The 25331-nt window shown below is 41.1% G+C and carries 8 protein-coding genes; 4 read left to right on the top strand and 4 right to left on the bottom strand.

Annotation, left to right across the window (positions count from 1 at the left end; genetic code table 11):
• Positions 1-285 precede the first annotated feature (285 nt).
• On the bottom strand, positions 286-14490 hold the full coding sequence (locus C2869_RS12795) for a DUF4347 domain-containing protein (RefSeq protein WP_108603310.1): 14205 nt from the start codon (positions 14488-14490) through the stop codon (positions 286-288).
• Positions 14491-14565: 75 nt separating this feature from the next.
• Positions 14566-15891, bottom strand: coding sequence for a TolC family outer membrane protein (locus tag C2869_RS12790; RefSeq protein WP_108603309.1), 1326 nt, complete (start codon positions 15889-15891; stop codon positions 14566-14568).
• A gap of 659 nt (positions 15892-16550) precedes the next feature.
• On the opposite strand from C2869_RS12790, the gene C2869_RS12785 reads away from it, so the two are divergent.
• The 4 genes from C2869_RS12785 to C2869_RS12770 are packed head-to-tail and all read left to right on the top strand — an operon-like array spanning position 16551 to position 21863.
• Positions 16551-17141, top strand: a complete 591-nt coding sequence (locus tag C2869_RS12785; RefSeq protein WP_108603308.1) for a hypothetical protein — start codon at positions 16551-16553, stop codon at positions 17139-17141.
• Between the two features lies 1 nt (position 17142).
• Positions 17143-17919: a hypothetical protein gene (locus C2869_RS12780; RefSeq protein ID WP_108603307.1), complete on the top strand. Its 777-nt coding sequence runs from the start codon at positions 17143-17145 to the stop codon at positions 17917-17919.
• On the top strand, positions 17870-21370 hold the full coding sequence (locus C2869_RS12775) for a hypothetical protein (protein ID WP_159084159.1): 3501 nt from the start codon (positions 17870-17872) through the stop codon (positions 21368-21370). The genes C2869_RS12780 and C2869_RS12775 overlap by 50 nt, the downstream gene beginning before the upstream one ends.
• Positions 21351-21863 (top strand): DUF4402 domain-containing protein, encoded by a 513-nt coding sequence (locus tag C2869_RS12770; protein ID WP_108603305.1) that lies wholly within the window; start codon positions 21351-21353, stop codon positions 21861-21863. Before C2869_RS12775 ends, C2869_RS12770 begins: the two co-directional genes overlap by 20 nt.
• Before the next feature lie 13 nt (positions 21864-21876).
• Here the strand turns inward: C2869_RS12770 and C2869_RS12765 are convergent, their stop codons facing one another.
• Positions 21877-22689, bottom strand: a complete 813-nt coding sequence (locus C2869_RS12765) for a hypothetical protein (RefSeq protein WP_108603304.1) — start codon at positions 22687-22689, stop codon at positions 21877-21879.
• A 365-nt stretch (positions 22690-23054) separates the two neighbouring features.
• Positions 23055-25199, bottom strand: a complete 2145-nt coding sequence (locus C2869_RS12760; RefSeq protein ID WP_108603303.1) for a methyl-accepting chemotaxis protein — start codon at positions 25197-25199, stop codon at positions 23055-23057.
• Between the last annotated feature and the right edge of the window lie 132 nt (positions 25200-25331).

The raw sequence follows: 25331 nt of genomic DNA, 5'->3' as shown, positions 1-25331 counted from the left end.
ACTAATTAAGTTAATTCTAAACTGATGATATAGTCTTCTCGCTCAGGTTTTATGGTTCATTGTCAGCGCTTACTCTCGACTTTGGCTCCTGCGTCGTCCTAACACCTAAATCCATTTAGGCGGCCCCAATCACATAATAGAGCATATGCTCATGGGGTCTCAAAGCTTGCCTACACGGATGTAGGTAAGGAGCGTGAGCAAGGATGCGGAAGCTGCCCCTAAAACCCGATCGCTTTGACTATACAATAACTTTAAATTGTCATTTCCTTCTCAAACCGGCCTATGCTAATGGATCAAACGACCCTTACTCCATTTTAGTTCAGGCTCAATTAACGCAGACGTTTCATCGGTTTGCACTTTGCGTTTTTGCTGCTGTAAGGGTATTAAACCTAATGCGGCGAAAGCCAAGGCTGATTTATCAAGTATAATTTCATCAACCATTAGCGAACTATTACCTCGTGCTTTTGCTGCTTCCCGCTCCATCATACGCGTACCTTCATCCATTTCTCGCTGTTCTTTTTGCTGTTTTAGCTGCTGCAATTTTTCTGGGGATGTATTAGGGTCAACACCAAGTTCATAAGGTAAAGTAGCGGCTTTTATTTTAGCTTCAAGGTTTTGAATATCCTGTAAATTCAGCGTACTTTTACCTTTTATTTGGCTCGCAAACTCTTTAAAAACCGCCTGCAAATCAAGTTGAGGATATTTTAGGCTTTCTTCAAAACTACCTGAGAGCATCTCTATAAATGAGCCTGCCGTTGTTATCGGCAACACCCCACTGCGAGTAGTACCATCAGGTAACGACACTTTATCATTCATGTCACCTGTGTTGATCAAGAAACCTTTACCATTCATGCCAGAACCATCATCTAAAACATTAAACACCTCATTTAATGAACTTACATAAGATAAACGTTTGGTTTGCTGAGCTTTTTTAGTTTGTACTTCAGCTTCAGACAGTTCCCCCGTCAATACTTTTATTGCGTCTTTTTGCGTTAACCCCGAAGTATTAGCCGGATCGTATAATGCTTTTGCTTCAAGTAACGTCAGTTCATTGGTTACTCCAACGGAAGAATCAAAATAATCCTGACTCTCCTGCTCGGTTAAACCGTCTTTAACTGAGCCATCTGTATTTTCATAATCTGAAGCGGTAAACTGACTGACACTATCTGAAAAATCACCGGAATACGCGCTTTGTTTTAACTTTTCAGCATTTGAAAAATGACCACTTTCGTCACGTTCAAAACCTGAATTATCGCGATAGCCTGATTGCTCTAAGGTTTTCAAGCGTTCTTCGGCAGTTGTATTGGCAAATTGGCTTTTCTTAGCTTGCTCTTGTTCCTTTTTAAGCTTTTCAAGGCGCTGTTGCTGTTCTTTTTGCTGCTGTTCCTGTTGCTGTTTTTGCTGCTCTAATTCCAGTAAGCGTTGTTGCTCAACTTGAACTTCAGTATTAAAACCTGCATTTTTAAATCCGGTAAAGTTATATTGTTGTACTCTATCAGCCATCAACCTCACGGTATTGTTGTTTGATTGATCCAACGGCACACCAGAATCAGAGGTAAAAGAAAATTCTATCTTGAAAGGATAGTTATGCGTTTCATCGAATGACCTGACAGAATACTCGTCACCGTAAACAGTCAAAGCGTCCATTGATTCCTTCTCAAACAAAATGCTGTCATCTTGACCACCTGCGATAATCAGGTTGGTTTTATCGCCATATAACTCAATGGTATCTTTACCGCCATCGGTTTGAAGTGAATGAAACTCGTGCACATATAAACGATTAGCTGAAAAGTTTGAACCATGGAATGAGTTTTCCCCCCTTTCACTACCACTTATATTTCTAAAATAACCTTCTTGCACGGCGATATTAAGCACGCCAGAATCACTATTGATCGCATTATTAAATTGGCTAGATTTAATCAGGTCGTTACCTTCGCCACCAAATATAATGCTTGACGTATTTAATGTAGCCGCAATACTTTGACCTTGTGCGCCGCCTGGTGATATCGACTGAACACTGGTTAAATCTATGGTGTCACTACCGGCATGACTGCCTGTTTGCCATTTAACATCGGTAAAATTATTACCTTGCGACGAAGCGCCAAAGCTATATTGATAATCGTCACCAAAGACGATGGCCTGGCGATTTAATATTATGGAATCATCACCTTCTTCACCAGCGACAAAATCAGTAAAGTGTGTACGGATTAACCCCAAACCGTGGCGTAAATCATTAGCTTTTCGTATGAAACCAGTTTGATTTGGATTGAAACCTTGAGGGTCTGTTTTACTTAAAAATACGCCTTGCTTAGCACTTTGCCACTGACTATATATTTCATCATCGCCAGAACCACCCAATAATACATCTACCCCTTCACCACCCATAATAATGTCATAACCAGCACCGCCATCAATCACATTTAAACCAACCTTGCCGGCGTTTAAAACATCAATAACAGAGAATATATTTTGATAAACTGGCTCATTAAAGTTTGGATATTCGCTATCGGCACCGCCATATAAATTGTCATTCCCTAAACCACCAGAAATCGAATCAAAGCCATCACCACCATCAACAGTATCATTGCCCGATCCAGCTAAAATAATATCGTTACCCGCTTCACCATAAATAACATCATTGCCATCACCAGTATTAATAGTATCGTCACCAGCACCCGATCTTATAGTATCAACACCATTGCCAGTCGATATAGAGTCTTTGCCTGCCCCAGTGTTAATTACATGAATCCCATTACCCGATTGAATGGTATTGTCACCACCGCTAATGGTTATGTTTTTATCGCCATTAGCCAAATTGAAGGTGTCATTACCATTACCCGATTCAACCGTTAAGCTACCGTCCTGCGCGGTCAAGGTATTATTACCGTGTCCAAGGTTAAGCGTGTTATTGCCTTGACCAAGCGTAATAGTATCGGCTCCGTTGCCTGTTGTTATTGTGTTATTTCCGTTACCAACAACAATCGTATTATTACCATTACCTAAGGTAATTGTGTGTTGACCATCTCCAAGCGTAATATTGTTGTTGCCGTTGGCTCCGGTAATAATGTCATTACCATCCTTCGCAGTCAGCGTATTATGACTGTCACCCAAAGAAATTTGGTCTGCACCTTGCAACGTATTAATATTATTAACACCGCCTGACACCTCAATAACATCATCGGCATTACTACCGGTTATTGTGTCATTGCCATTTAACGCTTTAATCGTTAATTGAGTATCAGTATTGGTTAGCTTGGAAGCATCTATCGTATTATCACCACCAAACGCATTAATGTGAATATTTGCCAATTCAAGCTCACCAACAACTGAAATATTATCGGCTTTGTCAGTGAGGTTAATCACCACATCGTCAAATCCACTAAAGCGAATATTATTTTCTAGCTCATTACCAAAGCCAGAGAAAACATCAAAACCTCTGGTAGTCGCGGCACCCTCTGCATTAATAGGTGCATGATCAAGTGTGTATAACCATTCGCCAATGTAAGTTGAAGAATTAATTTCATGCTTAATGAAAGACTGATAACCATTCACTTGAACAAAATGAGTTGGGTCTATTTTAATCGTCACTTCACCTATCATTTCGGCAACCCGCACTTTCTGTGCGTTAGACAAGGTGCTATTACTATTGGGATCAATTGGCGCGGGCTTATCATAAACAACTAAATGATCAGCGAACGATTGATTCTCTAGCTGTACCGTTTGACCATGCAGAGTCGTTAACGTGGTGATGCCCGTTGGATCACTGCGCAGGTTTTGTTTCTTGATGTAAAATTCAGCATCTGCTGGGAATAAACTCACGCCAGATAAAGACGCTTTGCTGAATCCTTCAGCCGGTCGATATTGACTAATATTGATTTGGTCTTTATCTAAGGTCGAAACCTTATTGGTTGTACCATTATTAAATTCGTACAACACGTATTGAGTTAATTGCGAGCGCCCATCAACCAAATCATAAATTTCATGTAAGTAATAATAATGATCACCCAAGGTATCTGCAGTGGCACTTTGATTAACATAAACATGATAGCCTGCGCTTGAATCTGTCGGCATCGTGGTTTTGACATACATAGTGTCTATCATGTTTTGTAAAACCGTATTATTGTCACTCACCACCCCTAATATGCGATGGCTATCATTTAAGGTTAATTCAATTTTTTCACCCGCTGGGATAGATGCTATAGAGCCAGGAATTAAAACTTCTTTTAATAATAAAGACTGTATCACTTCGTTACGATATTCAGCTGCTGCCGAGCCTTCCTCAGCCCAAATACTGTAGTTTGCAAGGATCTCTTGGTAATAAGTGTTCTGCTCTTCGTTGGTGAAAACACTTTCAAATTGTTGTAGCCATTCAAAACTTTGCTTAGGCGATACTTGTTTTAACATGAGGTACAGCATTTGCTGTTCAGGCTTAGACAAACCATGTAAGCCATTTTCTGAATCAATAGAAAAGGACTTACCACTACGAATATCTACTCTTGGATCAAAATCGCTAATGTAATAACCATCGATTGCTGAATAACGAGATAATACCTGTTGAGGCGAAGTATTTTCTGATAGCAAAGCTAAACTATATTGCTGCTGTACATGTTGTTGAAAATCATCGACAGGAAAAGTCCAATTTCGCATAACCTCATCTGGCAGATTAAACGATAATGCCTCAATCAGTAGCGCTTCTTTGGCTCTATCAATATCATTGCCGTAGATAGCAAGATACGCATCACCCGGATCACTCGCCTGTGCTATGTAGCTTTCAAGCTCGGCTTGACTAAAATGTGGCTCGTAGTTTTTTCTCAGGGTTTGCAAGCTGTCCAAACTTTGCTTAGGTAGATAGCCATGACGAAATTGACCATTTTTACTAATATAATGATCACGCAATAAAGTTTGCTTTTGTTCGTCGGAAAGCTCTGCTTTATCAACATACTCACGAAACTCTGCCGATGAATACCAATAATGCAGCATGGCAAAATAAATTGTATCAGCAGAAAATGCCGCACCTTTGGCCAATTCATCATTTACATTGAGCATAAATGCATGAATAAACTTATCCGGTGCATTAGGGGTTTCCAGATCGGGTAAATCAAAAAAGGCATGTTCAACGTAAGGAACTGTGGTTAGCTCTTTATGGGCGATTTCACCCGCATGTTCTGTTCCAGCGACATTAATCGTGTCATCACCACCACCATCGCGTAGAATTAACAACCCTTTGACATCGGCAATAGTAGACTTAGGTAAGCGTTTTTTAACTCGGTTAATTTCGTTGAAGGTTTGTAAGTTGAGTTCAATTGATAAACCCAATGCATGAGCAATAGCTGATTTATGTTCCGTGCCTTGTAATACACTAATATCAATATCGCGCGCTTCACCACCAATATTAACGACATCGTTGCCTGTACCCGTATATATTTCAAACCATGTGCCCTCTGGCGTACCATGCACATTAATAATATCATCGCCATCTCCTGTCACTAATACCAAGCGTTCGACATTAACGACATTGTCTAATGGTGTACTTCCACCATATACACGTAGCACTTGTTCTGTTTTACCACTCGCATGGGTAATTGTCTCAGACACTATATTGAATTCATCATCACCTGGTGTGCCACCAATAGCTAGGGCATCTAACCCTGACCCACCGTCAATGTTGACTCGGCCATTTTTGATCGGCGCGATAACCGTATCAGCCCCCCCCTCAGAGCCTGTGTTTTCTTCCTGAGATTTATCGGATTGAGTCGACTCAGATAGGTCAATATTGATATTAGGTGCATCATCACCTTCATGTTTTACGGCTACTTTGCCATTTACTTCATGCAGTAAGGTAGGCACATAAAATAAATCATTGCCGCCTTCACCAAATAAGTGTGTGGTAGTTAACGTATGGTTTACTTCAAAGTAGTCATCGCCAAACCCGCCAAAGAACTCAGATTCGACCGATAAGCCATTGCTGATACTTTCAACAATTGTGGTGTCACCATAAATAGGATCATCTTTAATATCTTTGGTCTTTGTAATAACACCCAGAATAAATATGTCGTCACCTATATCGCCGTGCACTTCTAATTTTTTGGTATTGTCATTAGCGACGAAGAAATCTGAACCCGCTAAACCATGTACAGAAATGGTCTCTGCCCCATAACTATTATTGGCTTCGCGGCCATATACCACGGTTTGTCTATGCCCTGAAAACTGGCCATCTTGCTGTGCAGCATCTAATGAATGATTATCAGCATTGTCGATATCTGGTTTGTTAATTTGAAAATCATGCTGAGCGAAGGATTCAACCACACCATATTGAATAGTATTACCACTGTTGTCTGTTGCTGGCATATCCGCAAATAATTCGCTGCCAACCCGCGCATCGGTAATAGTTTGTAGTTGAGCTTTCGTTTGGATATCAAACACAAAGTTATCAGCCCGTTTGTTACCCAAAATGATCAGCTCATCCTGGTCATCACCGCCTGTGCCTGTATCACGCACATTAACTAGGGTATTGGCTTCTAGCGTTGGATGAGTTTGAATAGAGTATGTATCATCACCATTAAAGCCATCAAGCAAAGCACTCCATGACCAGCCCGCTAACGTAAAGCGATCGGCTTTTTCACTACCAAATAACTCAACATATTCAAGGTTAGCTAGGGTGTCTTCCTCAAATGGATCGTTACCATCAACGACATTATTATCGTCTGCATCGGTATCGTAGGTCATTTTAAAATGGCTATCCGACAACTGATAAGCAACCGCTAATAATTCACGAGGGACTATAATTTGATCAAAGTCAGCGCCACCGTCTACGTGATCAAGTCCTAAGCCTGAAATCAAAGTATCGTCCCCAGCTTCGCCATATAAGCTATCAGCACCAGAGCCACCTTTTATCGTATCATTACCCGCTCCTGCACGTATCGTATCATTGCCGATCCCCCCTTCAATGTCATCGTTTCCGGCTCCTGAAGTTATCGTATCGTTACCGTCTTGTCCTTTTATAACATCAGTTCCTGCGCCAGTAGTGATAGTGTCGTTACCTGCGCCACCATACAATTTATCATCACCGTCACTAGAAGTAATGGTGTCATGGCCGTCATTACCATATACCGTATTATTACCATTACCCGCATTTAAGGTATCGTCTCCTTCGTTACCTTCTATCGTATCGGCACCTGCACCAGTTGTGATGATATCATCACCTAAACCACCAAAAATTGTGTTATTACCACCAACGACGGTTATAATGTCGTTGCCTTGTTCACCGTAAATGGTATTGTCACCCACTCCAGCTGTGACGATCTCGTTGCCTAATCCACCGTGTAAAATATTGTTGCCGTTACCAAGGTCAAACGTCTCATCAAATATCGATCCTTTGACCGTATCATTACCCTCACCGGTATGTGCAACAATCTCGGTAAACAATTCATGAGTAATACCAGAAAGATCAAGTGTATCGTCACCACCAGCGGTATTAATATGTAGTTTATCTTGCTCGAAGTGATGTATTTCCAAATGCGCAATATTCGCATTGGCATGATTGTCGATATCTAAAGTTTGAACGGTTATTTCTAATTTTTTCGACGTAGTAATTAGGATATGGCCTTGGTCATCAACCTCTAAAATACGCTTTTCGAGTACTTCTTCATTGTTACCATTCGAATCGACTTTACTCACGCGCATATCATAGATACCGGCGGCTAACGGTTGATCTAATGTTAAACTCCAATAACCAAATGTTTCACTTAATTGTGATTCATATTCTTTGTATACATGATCACCTATCGTCACATGCAGCCTATCGGTATTGGCTAAAGTTGGAGCTACCCCTCTAAACAACTGGCCGTTGTAGCTGCTTGAAAAATTGGCACTTCCTTGCATGGCAATTTCATTTAAACCATCAATGGTACCGGTATCATCTATTAATGAATGCTTAGCAAGAATATCAACTGTCCAACTATGCGGCTCCGTGAAAGTTTGCTTTTTATCGCTAGCTTCTTGACGTTTCTTAACCAAAACAGAAGCTAGGCTAACCTCTTCGCCATCAATTTTAGCTGTCGCATCAAACAAGCTATCATCTGCATCTAAATCTACTTGCCAAGTCAGATCATCATTAATTGTCAATTCAACGTCTGTCCCGTCTTTATCACTTTTGTAATGCTTTTGATATATGACACCCGCATAGGTAATACTCGCGGTCACTTCTAGCTTTTCACCTTTTTCAAGATTAAGCGCTTTTGATATTCCACCTGTCACTTTAATGACATTTTCATGGCCAACCGTATTGTTAAGGTAAGACGTTTTAATAATTTGATCTTTGGTCGATAGGGTTAAATTGTCATTATTATCTGCGCTATGAATGGTGATTTTATCGCCGTCGCCATCCAAATCTTTGTCATTACCAACTTTAACTTCGTGACCATCAAATTGAACGAAGCTACTTAAATCAATCGAAATAGCCCCTAGTACAGATTTAGAATTAACTAAATTGCCAATAAAAACCGAATCTTCTCCTTGCCCTGTTTGAATATCCAAGATATCCACGCCGCTACCAGCGGCTAGGTCTAAAAAGTGCTTAGGTACGCCATCTTGGGCTTCTGTCCCAAGCTTTAATACACCTCCCTCCATACCTAACGAAATATGATGAGAAGTTGGTTCAACATCGTTACGCCCATCAAAATAAAGGTGATCACCATCACCCTCACCCATGACTAACTGATGAATATATGAAGAGTCTGTTTTGAGTTGCTCAGTGCGTAGATTAATATTGTCGTCACCCGCACCGGTATCTATATCACTATGAGTACCTAACAAATCATCGATAAATATTCTGTCGTCGCCCGCACCAGTATATAACTTAGAGGTTTCGGCACCGTGATTAATATGAACAACGTCATGACCGTCCCCCATATCAATACTACTAACGCCGGCATTTAAATAAACAATATCATTACCTAAACCCGCGTTTACTGTGGCACCTTGCGGGAAGTAAATAGAGTCATTGCCATAACCGCTGCTAATTGAAAGAGATTGAGTTAAAGCTGACACAACAATTCTGTCATCGTCATTCAGTGTCGACACGACATTTTGCCCAGAAACAATAGTCACATCTAAGTTGCTGGAATCGGCATGACGTTGATCAGTGCGCACATAAATAGTGTCCGCCCCGTCTCCTGAAGTTATATTTATTTTGTTTAAGGTTCCGTTAATTTGGCTGGTGTTTACATCAAGCCGGTCACCACCACCCTTACCGTCAATATGAATTTCGGTTAGATTGGTGGCCACCTCAGGGTCGATATCAACTAAAACTTTTTCCGCTCCGGTTGTACCAACCCATTCAATTTTATGCACATCTTCTGCTTTAAAATGTTGAATAAACCCTTTGCCAGAAACTGATATCCAATCCCCTGTGATACCGTCATGAGTCGTACCTGTTTCGGTGCGCACTGAATAGTCGATCCCAGACAACACAACATTGCCATCATCATCTTTAACTGGGTTACCATCTTTATCTTTAACTACCTTACCCGGAGCTCCGTAGTTAAGCACTTGTCCTGCATCAATGTATTTTAGTTGCAGCGTATTACCACTGAGGTTAGCCACTTGCTCGGGTTGATTATTAACTTCACAATGATGGCTGACGTGCAGTAATTCAGCCGTTAAAAAATTGATCGACTTTTCAAATAAGGTAGCCTCAAAAAAGCCCAAATCAATACCCACCCAAATGTAAGCATCAAGCGCGACTGATACGATTAAATCTAAATCCATTAAACATAGCGGCCCATGATCTGACACAATGTTTATAATTTCATCGACATGTAGTTTACCGTCGTACTGTAAGTCGCTCAGTTCATTTCCAGGCTCAGCAGGATCATTCAAATTAGCGGAAAATTCCGTTTTAATTCCGCCTGAAACCCCAACTCTAACTAATCCTCCTATATCAAGCGCAGCGCCAGCACTTATTTTGATTCCGACATCTAATTCATCTCTGTCATCTATACCTGGGTCACCAATCCGGTAAGTCGCACCATTTGCCAACAATTCATCGTTTAAATAAACGTTGTCGCTCATGTAAAAGCCATCTTTCAACGCATTTAGGAAGTCTTCAGGGGCTGGAAAGCCATCAGCTTCGGTTAGATTATGTAAACCACGCGTATCTAAGCCGAACATTAACCTTGCTTGAAACTCACCTAATGCTTTCAGTTCAGCAAACAATATAGGCTGAATAACTGGGATCTTAGTACCCGCTTCAAATGTCAAAGGCTCTTCACCTTCGGGATCGAGATCGGGTATACCAAAGGTGACAATATCGACAACTTTACCTTGCAGTAATGCGATGACAGGCTCAATACCGTCTAAAATAGGCAAGTTAAATTCAAATAACTTACTTTTAGTCGATAGTTTAGGTTTACTCTTTTCGGCTAATGCAACGGTACTGCCTGTGGCTGGTCGGGCTTCGCTGTCATCGTCGTCACCACCTATAGTGTAATCCCCTAAAGGAATAATACCGTCGCCATCTATTTGCTCGATTTTTTCGATGATGTCTGTCATTTCGTTGTAGGCTTCAACGAAATTCTGAATAGCATGAGTTTGCTTGCCTGTTCTTAAGAAAATCATTAAATCTAAGAACTTGGCTAGATTGTTCATTTGCTCAGGTAAAAAATCAATTTCTTCACCTAATACGTCCACAATAGGCTCAATAGGGCCAAGGATGGTATCGAGAATATCTGCTAATGGTTTAAGTACATCAGTGCCTAATTTACCAAGGTCTAAGCCTACATTTTTGAGTTCAATAACAGGCGATTCGTATTCGTTTTGGGCTCCTTCGCCTTGCTTCCAACTCACTCCCGCTTGCATACTCGCGTGAACTTCTGTCTGAACGCCTAAATAACCACCGGCATCGACTTCAGCCATAAAATCAGCGGCTAATGCTAATATTAATTTGCCGGCTGGGGTTAAGGTTTCTTTATCTTTACCCGTTGCGATCCATGTTCCGTCCTGCCCTTCATCTTCTAAATCAAAGGCTAGCAATACATCAAGTTGAGCCGGATGTTTTTCATCATCGTCTATGTCATCGATCGAACCGTGTAACGGTCCCAATGTAACGTTTATCTCAGCTTCATTTTGTACATGGGCGTCTAATAGCAAGACAATGTCTTCACCACCTTGAAGAATACCGTCATCCTGCGCTTGAGTTACGCCTGACACGTCCAAATAAATACCGTCTTTAGTATTAAAACCAAAGCCCAATCCGGCAACAAAGTCTAAATTAACTTCAAACGGTAAAGTGGCGTCTAACGCCAGTACGTCACCTAAACCAGCACCAAAATCAATCTCAAAGGTTTCTGCATCTAATATGCTTTCACGAAAGACAAAATCAAAGCTAAAACCAAATACTTTAGAAGCGTTATCTTTGTCGTCTTCTAAGCCATTATCTTGCTCGATAAATCCAAAAGTGAGTGGCACATCATCGGCAGAAGTGGCTTTAATCGTTTCCACTAACCCACTGTCACTGTACTCTACTTCGCCGCTGTCATTGGTTTTTTTGATCTGCAGTTTGTCACCCAAGATGGCAAAAACGCCCTCTTTCATCAAATCTTCTGGGGTGATGTTATTGGCCACAGCATTTTGAATGTCTTTACCTAAGCCGCTGGTATATATGCCATCGACTCCTTTAACCCCGATAAAGGTTTCTTTAAGCGATTCAATAACATTAGCTGCGTGTTCTTCAATAACATCGTCAATAAATGGAATGTCTAGTGACCCGATCTCGTCAACAATCAGATCATTCATGCCATCAAACATACCTTCTAAGCCACTGAGAATGGCATTAAATACTTTGTTATAAACAAAGCTGTCAGCATTTGTTACGCCAATAGCCCATTCTATAGCATTGTCTTCGTTAAGGTTTGCTGTGAAATCTATATCGATAGTGTTGGTCAAATCATGCGGATCGCTCAGAGTAATGCCAGCGGTTCCAGATAACGATTTATCAAAATTGATATCATCACTATCCAGCTCATTTACCAGCACATCGTCGCCGTCTTCAGCTAAACCGACAAACGCCGAGGCCGTTAGCAAAATATCATCTTTGACGATATCAACATCAATATCGAGAAGGTCGGAGAAAAGATCTATGCTGAGTAAATCAACATCCTTAGTATTCTTTAATTCGGCTTCTAATTTTGCACCAGAGCCTGCTTTCAACGTTGCGCTAGGCGCGGTAAGATCAGTTGTGTCTATGTTAAAATCTAAATCCAAATCGAAACTAAGCAACGCTTGTAAACTTAAATTTTCTAAAACACTAGTGAGTTGATTTAATCCCCAGTTAGCGGCATCGCCTAGCTCAGTAACTAAATCTTGCAGATCCGCCCCTAGATTATCTCGAACTATCGCTGCACCAAAATCAATCGCAACATCGTAACCATCGGTAATAGAGGTAAAATCGATAAAGTTTATTGGATTATTATCTTCATCTACCGTCGCAATCAGTTGCTCGCCATCGATAAGCACTTTGGCAAATTCATTGCGCAGCGCTTTATTGAGTTCATCTTCTAACTGGGCTATATCATTGCCTAACCCTTCAATATCGGCTTTTACATCATCGACGGCTTGTTTTACTGAATCATATAACTCAGAAAGCTTATTATCGAATAACGCATCCAAACCTTCGGTTAGCAAAGGTACTGTTTCAGACAAAGCGCTATAAGTGGCCTGAGCTTGTCCATCCGAGCCACTTACTTGATCAATACCACTTAATAGTGCATTGAGAATTTTATCTAAATCTAGTTCGCCAACATTGGTCACGTTGACCGTAACTTGAATAATTTCTAAGTTGTTATTTTCATCCGTAATGTCTAAATCAAAAGTGTAGGTATTAGTGTTACTTTTCGAATTTGGCGTTTCAAAATCTGCCGCCTGTTTAAACACTAATACCCCTGTAGTGGCATCAATATCAAACAATACTGAATCATCTATATCCGTATCAGCATTAGGCAAAGAATAAGTTAAATTTCCGGTTAAATTAGAGTTTTGTGGCGGCTCAATAGTCGTCACTGTCGTTTGGTTTTCTTGCACCTCAATCGTGACTGAATTATCCGCAACCGTATCGTCAACCTCACTAGAGTCTCCGCTACTATCCTCACTAGCATCATTGGTTACAGTCACGTCTACATTGATAAGCTCCTCTCCACCAGCCATGTTGCTTGCCTTAACCTGCAAGCTATATACGTTGTTTTGATCGGTATCTAATGGCGACTCAAAATCTGCACCAAAACTAAAGCTTAACTCGCCACTGCTAGCATCCATGATAAACATAGCCGAATCATTATCTTGGTTCGATACCACCTCAAAGCTTAATCCCTCGCCAGTTAGCGTTGTCGTAACTGTACCCACAATTTGGCTACTTGATGCCTCTTCAACGCTAGCTTCTAGTACACTGAAAGTTTGATCAGCCAATGAATAGGCGTATTGCTTAGCCTGTAAGCTAGCGACATCTATGTCGCCCTGACTCACTTCTAACTTCCAATTCCCCAATCCATTGCCCCCCGTGGTGTCATTGGAAGCAGCAACATCTGCGGCGGTAAGAGACGCGATAAGGTTTAACAGTTGTTTTCCATTTGGTCCTTGAGCTAAATCACAGCCATAAAATAAGATATCGCCATTTGCACTTAGCTGCTCACCCAGTTTTGCCAGTTGCTTTTTGTTCGCCGCGTTATTAACTAAATTAGTGCTGGAATAGGTTGTATTACCCAAACGCAGTTGGCCTTGGCTCGCATGAGATAACACATGTAGTGCTGCTATCGGTTGTTCAATTTGTTCAAGTACAGTATTGAGTTGCATGATCCCGTCATCATGCTCATGCAGTTCAACAACAATTGAAGGCGTGTGATGACCTAAACTGTCTAAGTAGCTATGCAACTCGCTAACGTTTAACGACTCTTGTGTTTCAGTTTGATGCTGCTCTTTGTCTGATACTAGGCTTATGCGCTGAATGTTTAAGTTGTTATGCGCATCTTGCTTAATACTGATATAGGTCTGTTCTGAGTGAATATCAGCTATTAATTGGTGCTTATCATTCACACTGGCGTCAACCACGACTACTTGCAAGCTGGCTTGCGCTTGAGCGTGGGCATTTTGTAAAGCGAGTAATTGTTCTGAGCTTAATTCGGCCGTAAGTTGCTGGGTTTGCGAGTGAGTGAGATCTGATGTTGGAGTTTGTTCGCTATTTGAGCTATTTGATTGGTTTGTTTCAGCCTCTGTAGGGTGTTCAGGCTCACCACTGTTAAAATCATCGTCTGCCGAGGTCGATGGGGGACTCACCTCGTTGTCGATCCATTCTTGGACAATAACTGTTTCATCTATAGCGGCTTTGCCGAGCTCAGCTGCACCACCAATATAACCCGACAATAATATTCTAGGTTCAACCTGTTCAAATACTAAACTATTGCGACGCTTGGCTAACTTTTGTTTCGACTTTACACTGCCCATGATCTACCTACCAATTATATGACGATATACCTATAACTTACCCTTCTCACTTTTATACTTAGCGCTACATCTGGGTTAGGTATTAATACGTATTAGATCTTCCGCACTTAATTCTCCCAATGCTTTTTTCAATTCAAAAAAACTAAGAATTAAGTCATATTTAGCTTCAGCAAGATCCTTTTGTGCAAAACTTAGGTCTTTCTTGGCATTGAGTACATCGACTTGGGTAAATACACCAGAGCGGCTACCGGTTTGTTTAGCTTGTAATGCTGTCGCATAGGCTTCAACAGATAAACTCATCGATTCTATGCGCGACTGTTGAGTTTGGATCCGCGAATAAGCGCGGCGCACATCGCGCATCACTTCGCGTTTTTTTTGTTCTAATTCAAAGCTACTGCGTTGTAATTCTTGGCTTGCTCGCATAATACTTGCGCTACCCGCCCCACCTGAGTATATGGGAACATTAAGTAATACTGACGCAGAAACCGTGTCTATTTTTGTGGCTCCGCCAAACAATGAACCACCTGAATCATCACGATTAGCTTGTATTTGAAAGGTAACATTGGGTTCGTATCGACCGGATTCAGTATCGATACTTTGCTCTGCACTTTGCCTATCAACAATTGCTTTACGAATTGCAGGGTTACTTTGTAATGCGCTTTGAATGTAAGTGGTCAAGTCGGCCTGTAAAACGGAGGCATAGTTAAATTGCCCGCTAATTGGCTGAATACCGTTAGCTACTACGCCAGTAAGCATGACTATGGTATCTTCAGCGTCTCTTTTTTGCTGCTCTGCGTCTGCGACTTGCGCTTGAGTTTCAGCATAGCGCGCTTTAACTTCAGTAAACTCAACTCTATTATTTATTCCTCGTTCACGCTGCTTTGCCGCTTTTTTAAGTTCAGCTTCTGACGCCAATTGCAACGCGCCAACATACGCTAAATTATCGTAAGACTTGAGCAATTCAACATATGCCTCAGCGATTTCGTATGCGAGCGCTTGCTGTTCCGCCTTCAATTGTAACTGCGCACTGGTTACGTCAAGTTCAGCCACTTTTGATTCAGCAAATAATGCGCCGTCGTATATCACTTGATTGACGTTAAGTGACGTATTATTCGCCCGATAATCATTTTCTTCAATGGGATACACTGTCGTTTCGGAGCGGATAACATTCTGATACTGTCGCCCTATTTTCGCTTGAACACTCACTGTGGGATAATAACCAGCGTCTGTTACTGCTTGAGCCGATTTGGCTATCGCTTCTTCCATTTTTGAAACTTGAAATTTTGGCGAGCTATCCAGTGCTTTTTCATACAAGAAATATAGCGATGGTTGATTAGATGCTAGACTTATAAAACTAAAACTGCATACCACGCAGACGGCTAAAACTTTGCATACCGACATTGAAGTCACCCTTTATGGTTATTGTGCTTAGCCTGTTAGACTGGAGCGAGCAATTAGACTAAAGCATTAGTATCCGGTACAGCTGGACAAATTTTATTTTAATGGAACAATTCTGAGTCTTACTACATCACCCAATTCCGGCATCGCAAGCGCGTGTTTATATTCATAAACTCAGCACAGTATTTTGGAAATAGGACGACCTTTCGACTACCCAAATCGTTACAGACATAGGCTAAATAACTACAGTTTAGTATAAAAATGAAAGGTTAATTAGAAAACACTGAATTACCTTTATCAACTTAACCCGTTATAAAACTCTAGCAATAAAAGTAAACAACAAAATTAATATAAATCAATAACATATCAACTAAACAGAACTGACATTAAATAATGTGGCAAACCTTATCCGGCTTTTGCCGCTTGAGGTCAACTTTTGCGGCTGATTAACCAACCACAATAGAACACTTAAGAATAAAACCCATAAAAATCAACACATTAAAGCCACACCGACGTTTTGGCATGTTTATTGATTATTGCCATCTTGATAGACCGTTTTGCCGTTTTTTTGACGGTACAAACCTATTTATATATTTACCCGCTCCTGTTTTAGCCAAGTTGCTAAAACGAGCTATAAAAACAAACTGTTATAGGGAGTTCCTATGAAAATGCGTTCCGTCTTAAGTTCAGCTGCTATTACAGCTGCACTTGCTCATGGCAGCATGGCTTTTGCTGCCGCAATCGACTTTGATGTGGGTTTTGTCACCCTGCAAGATATTAGTATTAGCCAAGTCAGTTCACTGTCTTTTGGGCAAAATGTATTTGGTACCGCCGACTCTACCTGTACCGTAACCCCAACATTAGCCACAGGCACAGACACTGGTGCGGTTGCCGATGCTGATGTTACAGATGGTATTTCAGGTGCCGGTTGCTTATCCGTATCGACAGGAACATCTAATAATTTTTCTGGTATCTATGTGGTTACAGGTGAGCCTGGGCAAAGTATTAACCTAACCATTGCCTCGGTTGATGGTACAGATTTCGACTTTTCACCTACCGTTATCGCAGTCGATGATACTGCGACTTATTCAACTGCATCGTCGATTCCACAGGATTCACCAACCGCGATCACATTAGATTCAACGTCGGGTAATTTAAACTTAGTCATTGGCGGAACTATTACCATAGGTTCAACGACCTTGACCCCAAATACGTCATATACAGAGCAATTTACCATTACTGCAACCTATTAGTATGGCTATCGTTCGCTCTCTATTCAGTTTGATATTGTTTGGATTAGTCGGTGTATTGACTAATCCAACAATGTCGCTGGCGCAACCTAAAATGCATTTAACCGAACATAGGATCTTGCTAACTGATCGCCAACCGAAATATGACTATCAGTTTTATAATCAAGGAAAATCCGCGGCACAATGCACTACATCCATCATTGATTTTAATGTCAATGAAGTCGGCCAACTGTCGTTAGTTAAAACCCCAAGTCAACAACCAAAAAGCTCTGCTAAATCATTTTTAAGAGCCTCACCTCGCAGTGTGCTCATTGGCGCTGAACAAACGCAAAGGATCAAAGTGATTGCTCGCAAATTGCGCAGCCAACGCGATGGTGAATGGGTGTCTTACTTAAGCTTAAACTGTAAGCAACAGCAAAAAGTCAAAAAAGGCATGAACTTATCGCCTAATTTTGTATTTAACATTCCAATTGTGGTGCGCAAAGGCCAATTAGCCGCTAATGCTACCTTTGAAAATGTCAAAATTAGCCACTTGGACCAACACTACTCAGTGCAATTTGAATTAGCCCGCCACGGCCAGCGTTCACTCTACGGCAGAATTGATGTTAAAGACCAAGCGGACAATTTATTAGGGTTTGTTAAAGGTTTTTCGGTTTATCAACAAACCAAAGCCAGGCCGTTAAAAATCGCATTAAACAACACGCCACAAGGTAAGCTGAAATTGATATTTAATGAGCATGAAAAGTTTGGTGATATTCAAACCACATGGCAGCAACCTTAGTTTTGCGCTGTGCTATCAACTGTTTCGTTTACTCAAGCCTAACCTCGGTTTGCCGCTAACGCTTACATTAATATTCACGTCATTAACGACGTTTACAGCCAACGCTAATACTCTTTCGCAGCCCTTCTCGACAAAAACAGCGACGACAGCAACAACAAGGGCAACACTCGCTAAAGAGCCGGAATTTGAACTGTTTGATATTATCCTGCAGGACGGATTACAACTGTTTGAAAGTACGGATGTTTACTCGTATCAATCAGCTTTTTTACTGCCGGTTAATCGCTTAAGCCAAGCATTAGAAATTAACTTGCATTTCGATGCCACAAGCCAAAGTATTGCAGGTAAAGTACAAGATCGTCAGGTCCAGTTAACCTTACAACAACTCAGTGGCTATTATTATATAGATGAAGACGATTTATGGTTAGACAGCCAACAACTGGCAAGCATTTATGGTGCGCAAGCTAAAGTTAACTTTAGCCAGTTGAAAATAACCTTAGCACGGGAACAGCCTTTCCCGCTGCAAAAGCGCATTGCCCGTGGCAATAAAAAACTGACTGAACTTGACCTAGACAACAAAACCGCGCAAACCAGTTTAATTATTCACGATACCTATCGTTTATTTACACCGCCAAAAGGCGCAGTACGATTAGATATTAATCGTGACAATAACAGCACAACAGATTACGGCTTAAATATACAAACCTTTAACGATATTTTATTTCATTCAGCCAATATCAATCTAAATCATGAAAAAGGCGGTGAGTTAAAAACCCGCGCTACCTTTTCTCGCCACAAATCTAGCCCAACCACCCCACTTTTTGCTGGCCTAAGCCAATACCAGTTTGGCGATGTGTCGGTAGCCAATACGCGAGCAGGTACAGGTTATAGTGGTGTTGGCTTGAGCTTTACCAGTAAGGACAATAAATACAACAACTACTACGGTAAAATTACCATTGAGGAATACGCGCCAGCCAATTGGCAAGCTGAACTTTATAATAACGGTTACCTTATTCAAACAGGAACCGCCAATGTTGATGGGCGTATTATCTTTAATAATGTCGAAACGACTTACGGTATTAACCGCTTTGAAATTGTTTTATATGGCGAGTTTGGCGAAGAACAAACCATCACCCGCGAGATCAATATTGGCAATAACCAACTCAAACCCGGCGAATTTAACTATTCAGGCGGGCTAATCGATACCCAACACAGTTTATTTAACGATACGAGTATTTTCTCAAGTGATAAAGACAGCCAGCTTGGCGCTTATATTCAAACTGAGGTTGGCATCAGTGCTGATACCACATTAGGCTTTTCAGCTTATCAACAAGATAACTCAGCAGTAGATGCGGCCAACGCTGAATATATATTATCTGTCACTCAGCAATTACCCAATGCTTTGCTCGACATTAACTATTGGCAGCAAGATAACTCAGGAACGAAAACCGAAGTTGATTTATATGGCCGGATAGGTTCAAGTAGCTTACGCTATCAATTGACGGCTAGCCAAAATAAACAATACCAAAACTTACATGCCAGCAATGATACCAGTAACGATACGCGTTACTTTGCTAGTTTAAGTGGTCGCGTTGATAAATTAAGCTATCAGTTCAATGGCGGCCGCACGACGACTAAGGTGACCGATCCCACTACACAAATAACAAATAAAAGCCATCAAGACCGGCTTGGTAATCGTCTTTCATGGCGCTTGCATAAATTTAACTTTACCAACACCCTCAATTACAGCCGAATTGATGAGCAAACCACATTAACCGATGAATTCGCTATATCCAGTCGTATTAACAAATCTCTGAACCTACGCGCATCAGCATTATTTGATTTAGAAAATGAAGAGCAAGACAAATTACAATCGGCCAATTTAAACATTAATTGGCGGCCAACCGCGGGATTAAATAACCAAACCAACCTGCGTTTTTTACCCAATGATGTTTACAGCATTAATAACTTTTTAAGCTGGCGCCAAAATGCTTATGCCCTAACTTTTAGCGCAGCAGCCGACAATAACCATAACTGGCAAATTGGCTTAGGTTTAACCTTTAATTTAGACTGGGACTACCACCAAAATAACCTAAACATGAGTTACGGCTATTCGCCCGCCTCAACTACGTTAGATGTATTTAATTTTATTGATCACAACCAAAATGCAATTTATGACGGTTTTGATCAACCATTACAAGGTGTGCGTTTTGGTCCCAAAAAACACTGGCAAGAAACAGTATCACAACAAAATGGCGCCAGTTATTTATCGGGTATTAGCGCCTATCAGCCAGCCAGTGTTTACGTTGATACGCTAGACACAGCCGCACAGCACTTACGACCAATATTTACTGACTTTAAAGTATATGGCCACCCAGGTGGTATCATAGCGTTAGATTTACCCTTTAATTACGCAATTGAAATATTAGGCGATATTCAATTTGATTTGCCTGATGAAGATTTTCAGCCACAATTTATCCCTGTGGAACTACGCCGCGATCAACAAGTTATACAAACGGTGAATAGTGAGTTTGACAATAGTTACCTGTTTGAAAAAATTTGGCCGGGACAATACACCATTCGCATTAACCCTGAATTTTTAAATAAGCGTAATTTGTTTGCCTTTCCGGAATATTTCGCCCTAACCATTAACGGCAAACAGGATTTAATTGAACCCAATAGTTTTATTATTCGCAAACGAATCAATCAACAAAATCCTAGTATTAGTCCTGGCCCAAGTCCAAGTAAAAGTGAAACAATTCAAACACCATCGCTAACTAGCACCCAGCCAGCAGCTTTACCTAAAAGTGCAAGTCGCGCTATAGCCGATAATACCCTTAAGCAGGCATCTAAAACCAAGGCGACAAATATACAACCAAGCGCTTTAGCTAGTGTTACACCTTTAACTGAACCCAACAGCCATCCTAACCAAGAACCCAACAAAGTAAAATCGGTATACGCCATTCAACATGCCGCTTATAAAAGTAACTCGTTGTGTGATGAAAAATTTGCCACACTAAAGCAAACCGTCAACGGCCTAAAACGTGTGCAACATCAAGGGTACTGTCGGCTGGTAAGCGGTGAATATCCATCGCTAACAGCCGCTAAACAGGCCGCACCCAATCAATACATTATTCAATTAACGGCTTCTACATCAGATCCAAATAGCAGCGAGCAAAAACCAACCCAGCACAAGCCCCAAAAAGCCAACTACAGTATTCAACTGGCTGCCTACACTGACAACACTATTTGCCAACAAACACTAACACGCTTCAAAAATAGCGGTTTGTTTAAGCCCAAGGTTGCACTATTTACGCTCCAACAAAATAGCTGGTGTCGAATATTCGTGGGTCAATTTGCTACACAACCGCAAGCGCGAGCTTATTTAAATACCCTGCTAAACGCCCAGCCATCACTCAAACAACGAGGTGCTTATGTTAAACGCCTTCGTTAAACTGGGGATAATTAAACGGCAGGCTAAATACCTTGTCTATTGTCTAATCGCAGTCATTACTGCAATACCCTATAAAAGTTATGCAGCAACGGTTACCCAAGTCAATAGTTTATCATTTGGCCAAGTGGTGACTCGGACTGGCAGTTGTGAAATGGATCCAACAAATGGCAATATTGTTATTGGCACTAGCTTATGTTTGGGCGCAACCCAGCGTGGTCATTATCAAGTCAGTGCCGCTGCCAATACCCGAGTGAGAATTCGATTACATCGGGCTGATGATGATGTCTACACTGTGAGCTTTGAACAGAAGTTTATTCTACAAAATGATTACGGAACCAGTATTACTGGTCAAGCCGACATAGCGGAAGAGATAATTACCGGCAGTGATGGGATCATTAATATCTATGTCGGAGGTATACTCAATATCAATCAAACACTGCCCAGCGCAACGGCTATTCAGGTTAGTTTTACTATTGAGCACGATGAAATTTAAATAAGACTCTCATTTAAATGAGATCAGAACAATTTTGCATACGAGTCTCAATTTGCACAATATTTGACTCAGCCTCAAATTGATCCGTACTCGGTATATACTGTTGTGCGAACAAAGCACCGGGTTCAATATTACGAAAAACAAAAGGCTGCTCAAAAAAACGAGCCAAGTTGTTTACATGAAAATAACTTAATACTTTGCCTGTTAAAAAATCATTCAATTGCTGCTCAGTTAGCGACTGCAAGGTCATTTCAGCCAACGTATCATCCAGCTCCTCGATACTTTCAACATTGGCGACAACACATTGATAATGGCAACGAATAAACAACTCAAGTTCTTTTACCAATTCATCCATGCCATGCTTTGCAATATACTGGTTAACAAACAAGCGCAGCGTATTATCTAAACGCAAAATATAATGGTTGGGTAGCATGTGTAAATTATCAACATGCTGTTTGGCAACCACGACATTGGCCACAGTGGCGGGTAAATCAGGTCGAAATAACCGCGCAGGGTTAAAATCAGTTAGGTCAAACTGCACCTCAAAATAATTTGCTAAGCTGTTCAGGTGCTGAAAACTAATATCACCACTTTGGGCAAAGGCTTTTAATTGAGCTGCATCAGGTATCCAAACATTCATAGCTGCTTGGTATTGCGGGCGCTTAGCACCACAACCATGCACTGCAATAGCAAAGTTTGACTGCACAAAATAAGCTATTTTTTTCTGCACTAACTCGACCGATTGTTCCGTCGTGACATGACACACTTTCTGACGGATGGTATGGATTAATTCATAAATAGTTAGGATATTTTCATCTCGGCGCATACATCCCTCACAACCAGTAAACCACTTAATATTACAATTATAATATTATTAGGGGTTTATCGCTTGTTGTTTTTCAGGTTGAATCGCTCTAATGGCAAACCAATCGCTATAATTGCGAGTAATGGATAAATTGCGAGATGAAATAATGCGTAATGAAATGAAGGATGGTAAATGACAAGTAGCCCGTTTCTCCCCCCAGAGTCTGGAGCTACTTGTCGGCCGCATGCGTAGGAATACATGCCGCAACATCAATATTCATTCGGTACTTGCTAGGCCGCCGTTGGTAAGCGTTCTTGACTGAATACTGAATTCTTTGTGCTAATTATTTTGTTAACCATATAGTAAAAAAATAATTAGCGTAATTGTTAGCGAGCACTGACTTGAAAGGTCCCCATCAACTGCTGTAGACGGTTAGCTGTCGTGTTAACTTGTTCTGAGCTAGAGGTTAATTGTTGAATTGACGTCGCCATGGCTTCTGTCACTTGTGTTACCCTCTGAGCTGTTTCGCCATTACGTGCGCTATTTTGCTCTATTACGCTAATAGTCTCAAACATTTTTTCAACTATTGCGTGTAACTCACTATTTTCTCCTGAAGCGGCTTCAGTCAATTTTAAACTTTGATCAACGTCTTTAACGCCCGACTCCATAAAACTTACCGCTTGCAAGGTTTCTTGTTGCAAGCCTTGGATCATAGTTTGAATATCTTTTGCGGCATCTGCTGTTCTACCCGCTAAACCTCGCACCTCATCAGCCACCACAGAAAAACCACGACCATGTTCACCGGCACGTGCCGCTTCTATCGCTGCATTTAACGCAAGTAAATTAGTTTGATTGGTAATTTCAGTGATGACGTCAATTATATTGCCAATCTCTCCCATTCTGGAATCAATAGACTGTACACTTGAAGCCGTATTATCAACGATATCACGAATAGCTTGGGTTCCTGCTCTGGCGTCTTCATAATCAGATTTGGCTTTTTCTACCACATTAGCCATAGATTGCTTCATGTTTTGTGCGGTATGTGATGCCTCTAATATGACTTCCCGTTGCTTCTGGATCAGGCTCTGCATATGTAGCATAGATTCATGCACTTGATTCGAGCTAGAAAATGCCTCTGCGTTTTTATGCAGCATGGTGTCATTGGTTTTACGCACATCATCCGATGCATTAATGACTTGCCCGACGACACTGTCTAAATTATCGATAAAACTGTTGATCCAACGACTCATGTCACCCGTTTCATCTTGCTTGATGCGTGACTGCTCTAACCTTTGAGTAAGATTCCCTTCACCTTCGGCAATGGTGCGTATCACCGAAGTCATATCATTTAAACGGTTTGACAGTTTATTAGTACTAAAAATCGAAAAGCAAAGCCCACTGGCAAGTACACCTAGCCCAGTTAAAACATTGCTGGTCAGCATAGACAAATCAGTAAACTGATTTAAACCAATATTCAAGCCAACTACACACGCTGTCATGGCAAAATAGGTTTTGAGTAAGCCAAAGTTAATCGAACGACGACGGTAAACTTCTTCCAAATCACCTTCGCACATCATGCCCCAAGTATCTAAAGAGCCATGCAACTTAAAAGTCACGCCTTTACCTATAACCGGTATATGCCGATAATCAGAATATGCGGGATAGGTAACAAATACATTTTGACCGTTTTGAATAGTTTCTCGTACCCCTGGGTGTAACTCACCTGTCGCGGGATCAGTAAAACGCACCTCAAACTCAGTATGTTTCGCGACTTTAACCACGCCGTAATCGGTATGAATACCTTCTTTTAAATTTTCCCCGTGGCTAAAGGTATTATCTTCAAAGCGCGAACGCGACAAAGCAATTCCCGGTTTGATACTCGGGTCAAACTGCGAATTGACCATAAACAAATAATTATCACCTGATTCGCGATAAACATGGCCAGCTTCTCGTTGGATTAAATCACCCAATACATCATTAGGTACCCTGCCGCACAGTAACCCCAAAGTCTCGTTACCAATCACGATAGGTTGATAAAACATCAATGTGACTTCGTCGTGAAACTTAGAACTTGAGCGGCCAATAGTTAAGGTATCAGGATCAATATAAGGGCCATGTAAAAACTGACCGTTTAATGCTTGGTCTATCGCTTTTTGTTCGTGATGACGTCGATTAATGCGTTTTGTATAAGTCGATGTCAGCACTTTACCTTGCGGATCAAGAATGAATAATTCAGAAAAATCTGCTGCGGTTTTGAGCTTTTCTTGCAATAACCCTGTACAAGCATTGAGATCTTGCAAGTTAATATTATTAACCGCAGAAATTAAATGTTGCCATTGATTGTCGGTCCAATTCTGTAAAAGCTTTACCCGCGTAGCGGCTATACCTTCAAACGTTTGTTCAACTGCCGGATACATAGAGCGGTTAACAAAACATGACCAACCCAGTGCAAGCTTACCGTTTTTGCCAAACCAAGGTAGCCAACGGCGCTCCTTTGCAGACAACTGCATAGAGTGACTTTTTAAATGCATAGTTCCTCCCCAAAAACATGCAAATAAATTTATTGAACTTTAGTCACTGCAACATTCTTGCCGATTTTATATTTTAGCGAACAATGTACAAAATACGCTAACTTCAGTGAAATGGTCGGTAAAAACCACAAA

It is taken from the genome of Saccharobesus litoralis (genome assembly GCF_003063625.1).
Classification (GTDB): domain Bacteria; phylum Pseudomonadota; class Gammaproteobacteria; order Enterobacterales; family Alteromonadaceae; genus Saccharobesus; species Saccharobesus litoralis.
This window is presented reverse-complemented; position numbering and strand designations above follow the sequence as displayed.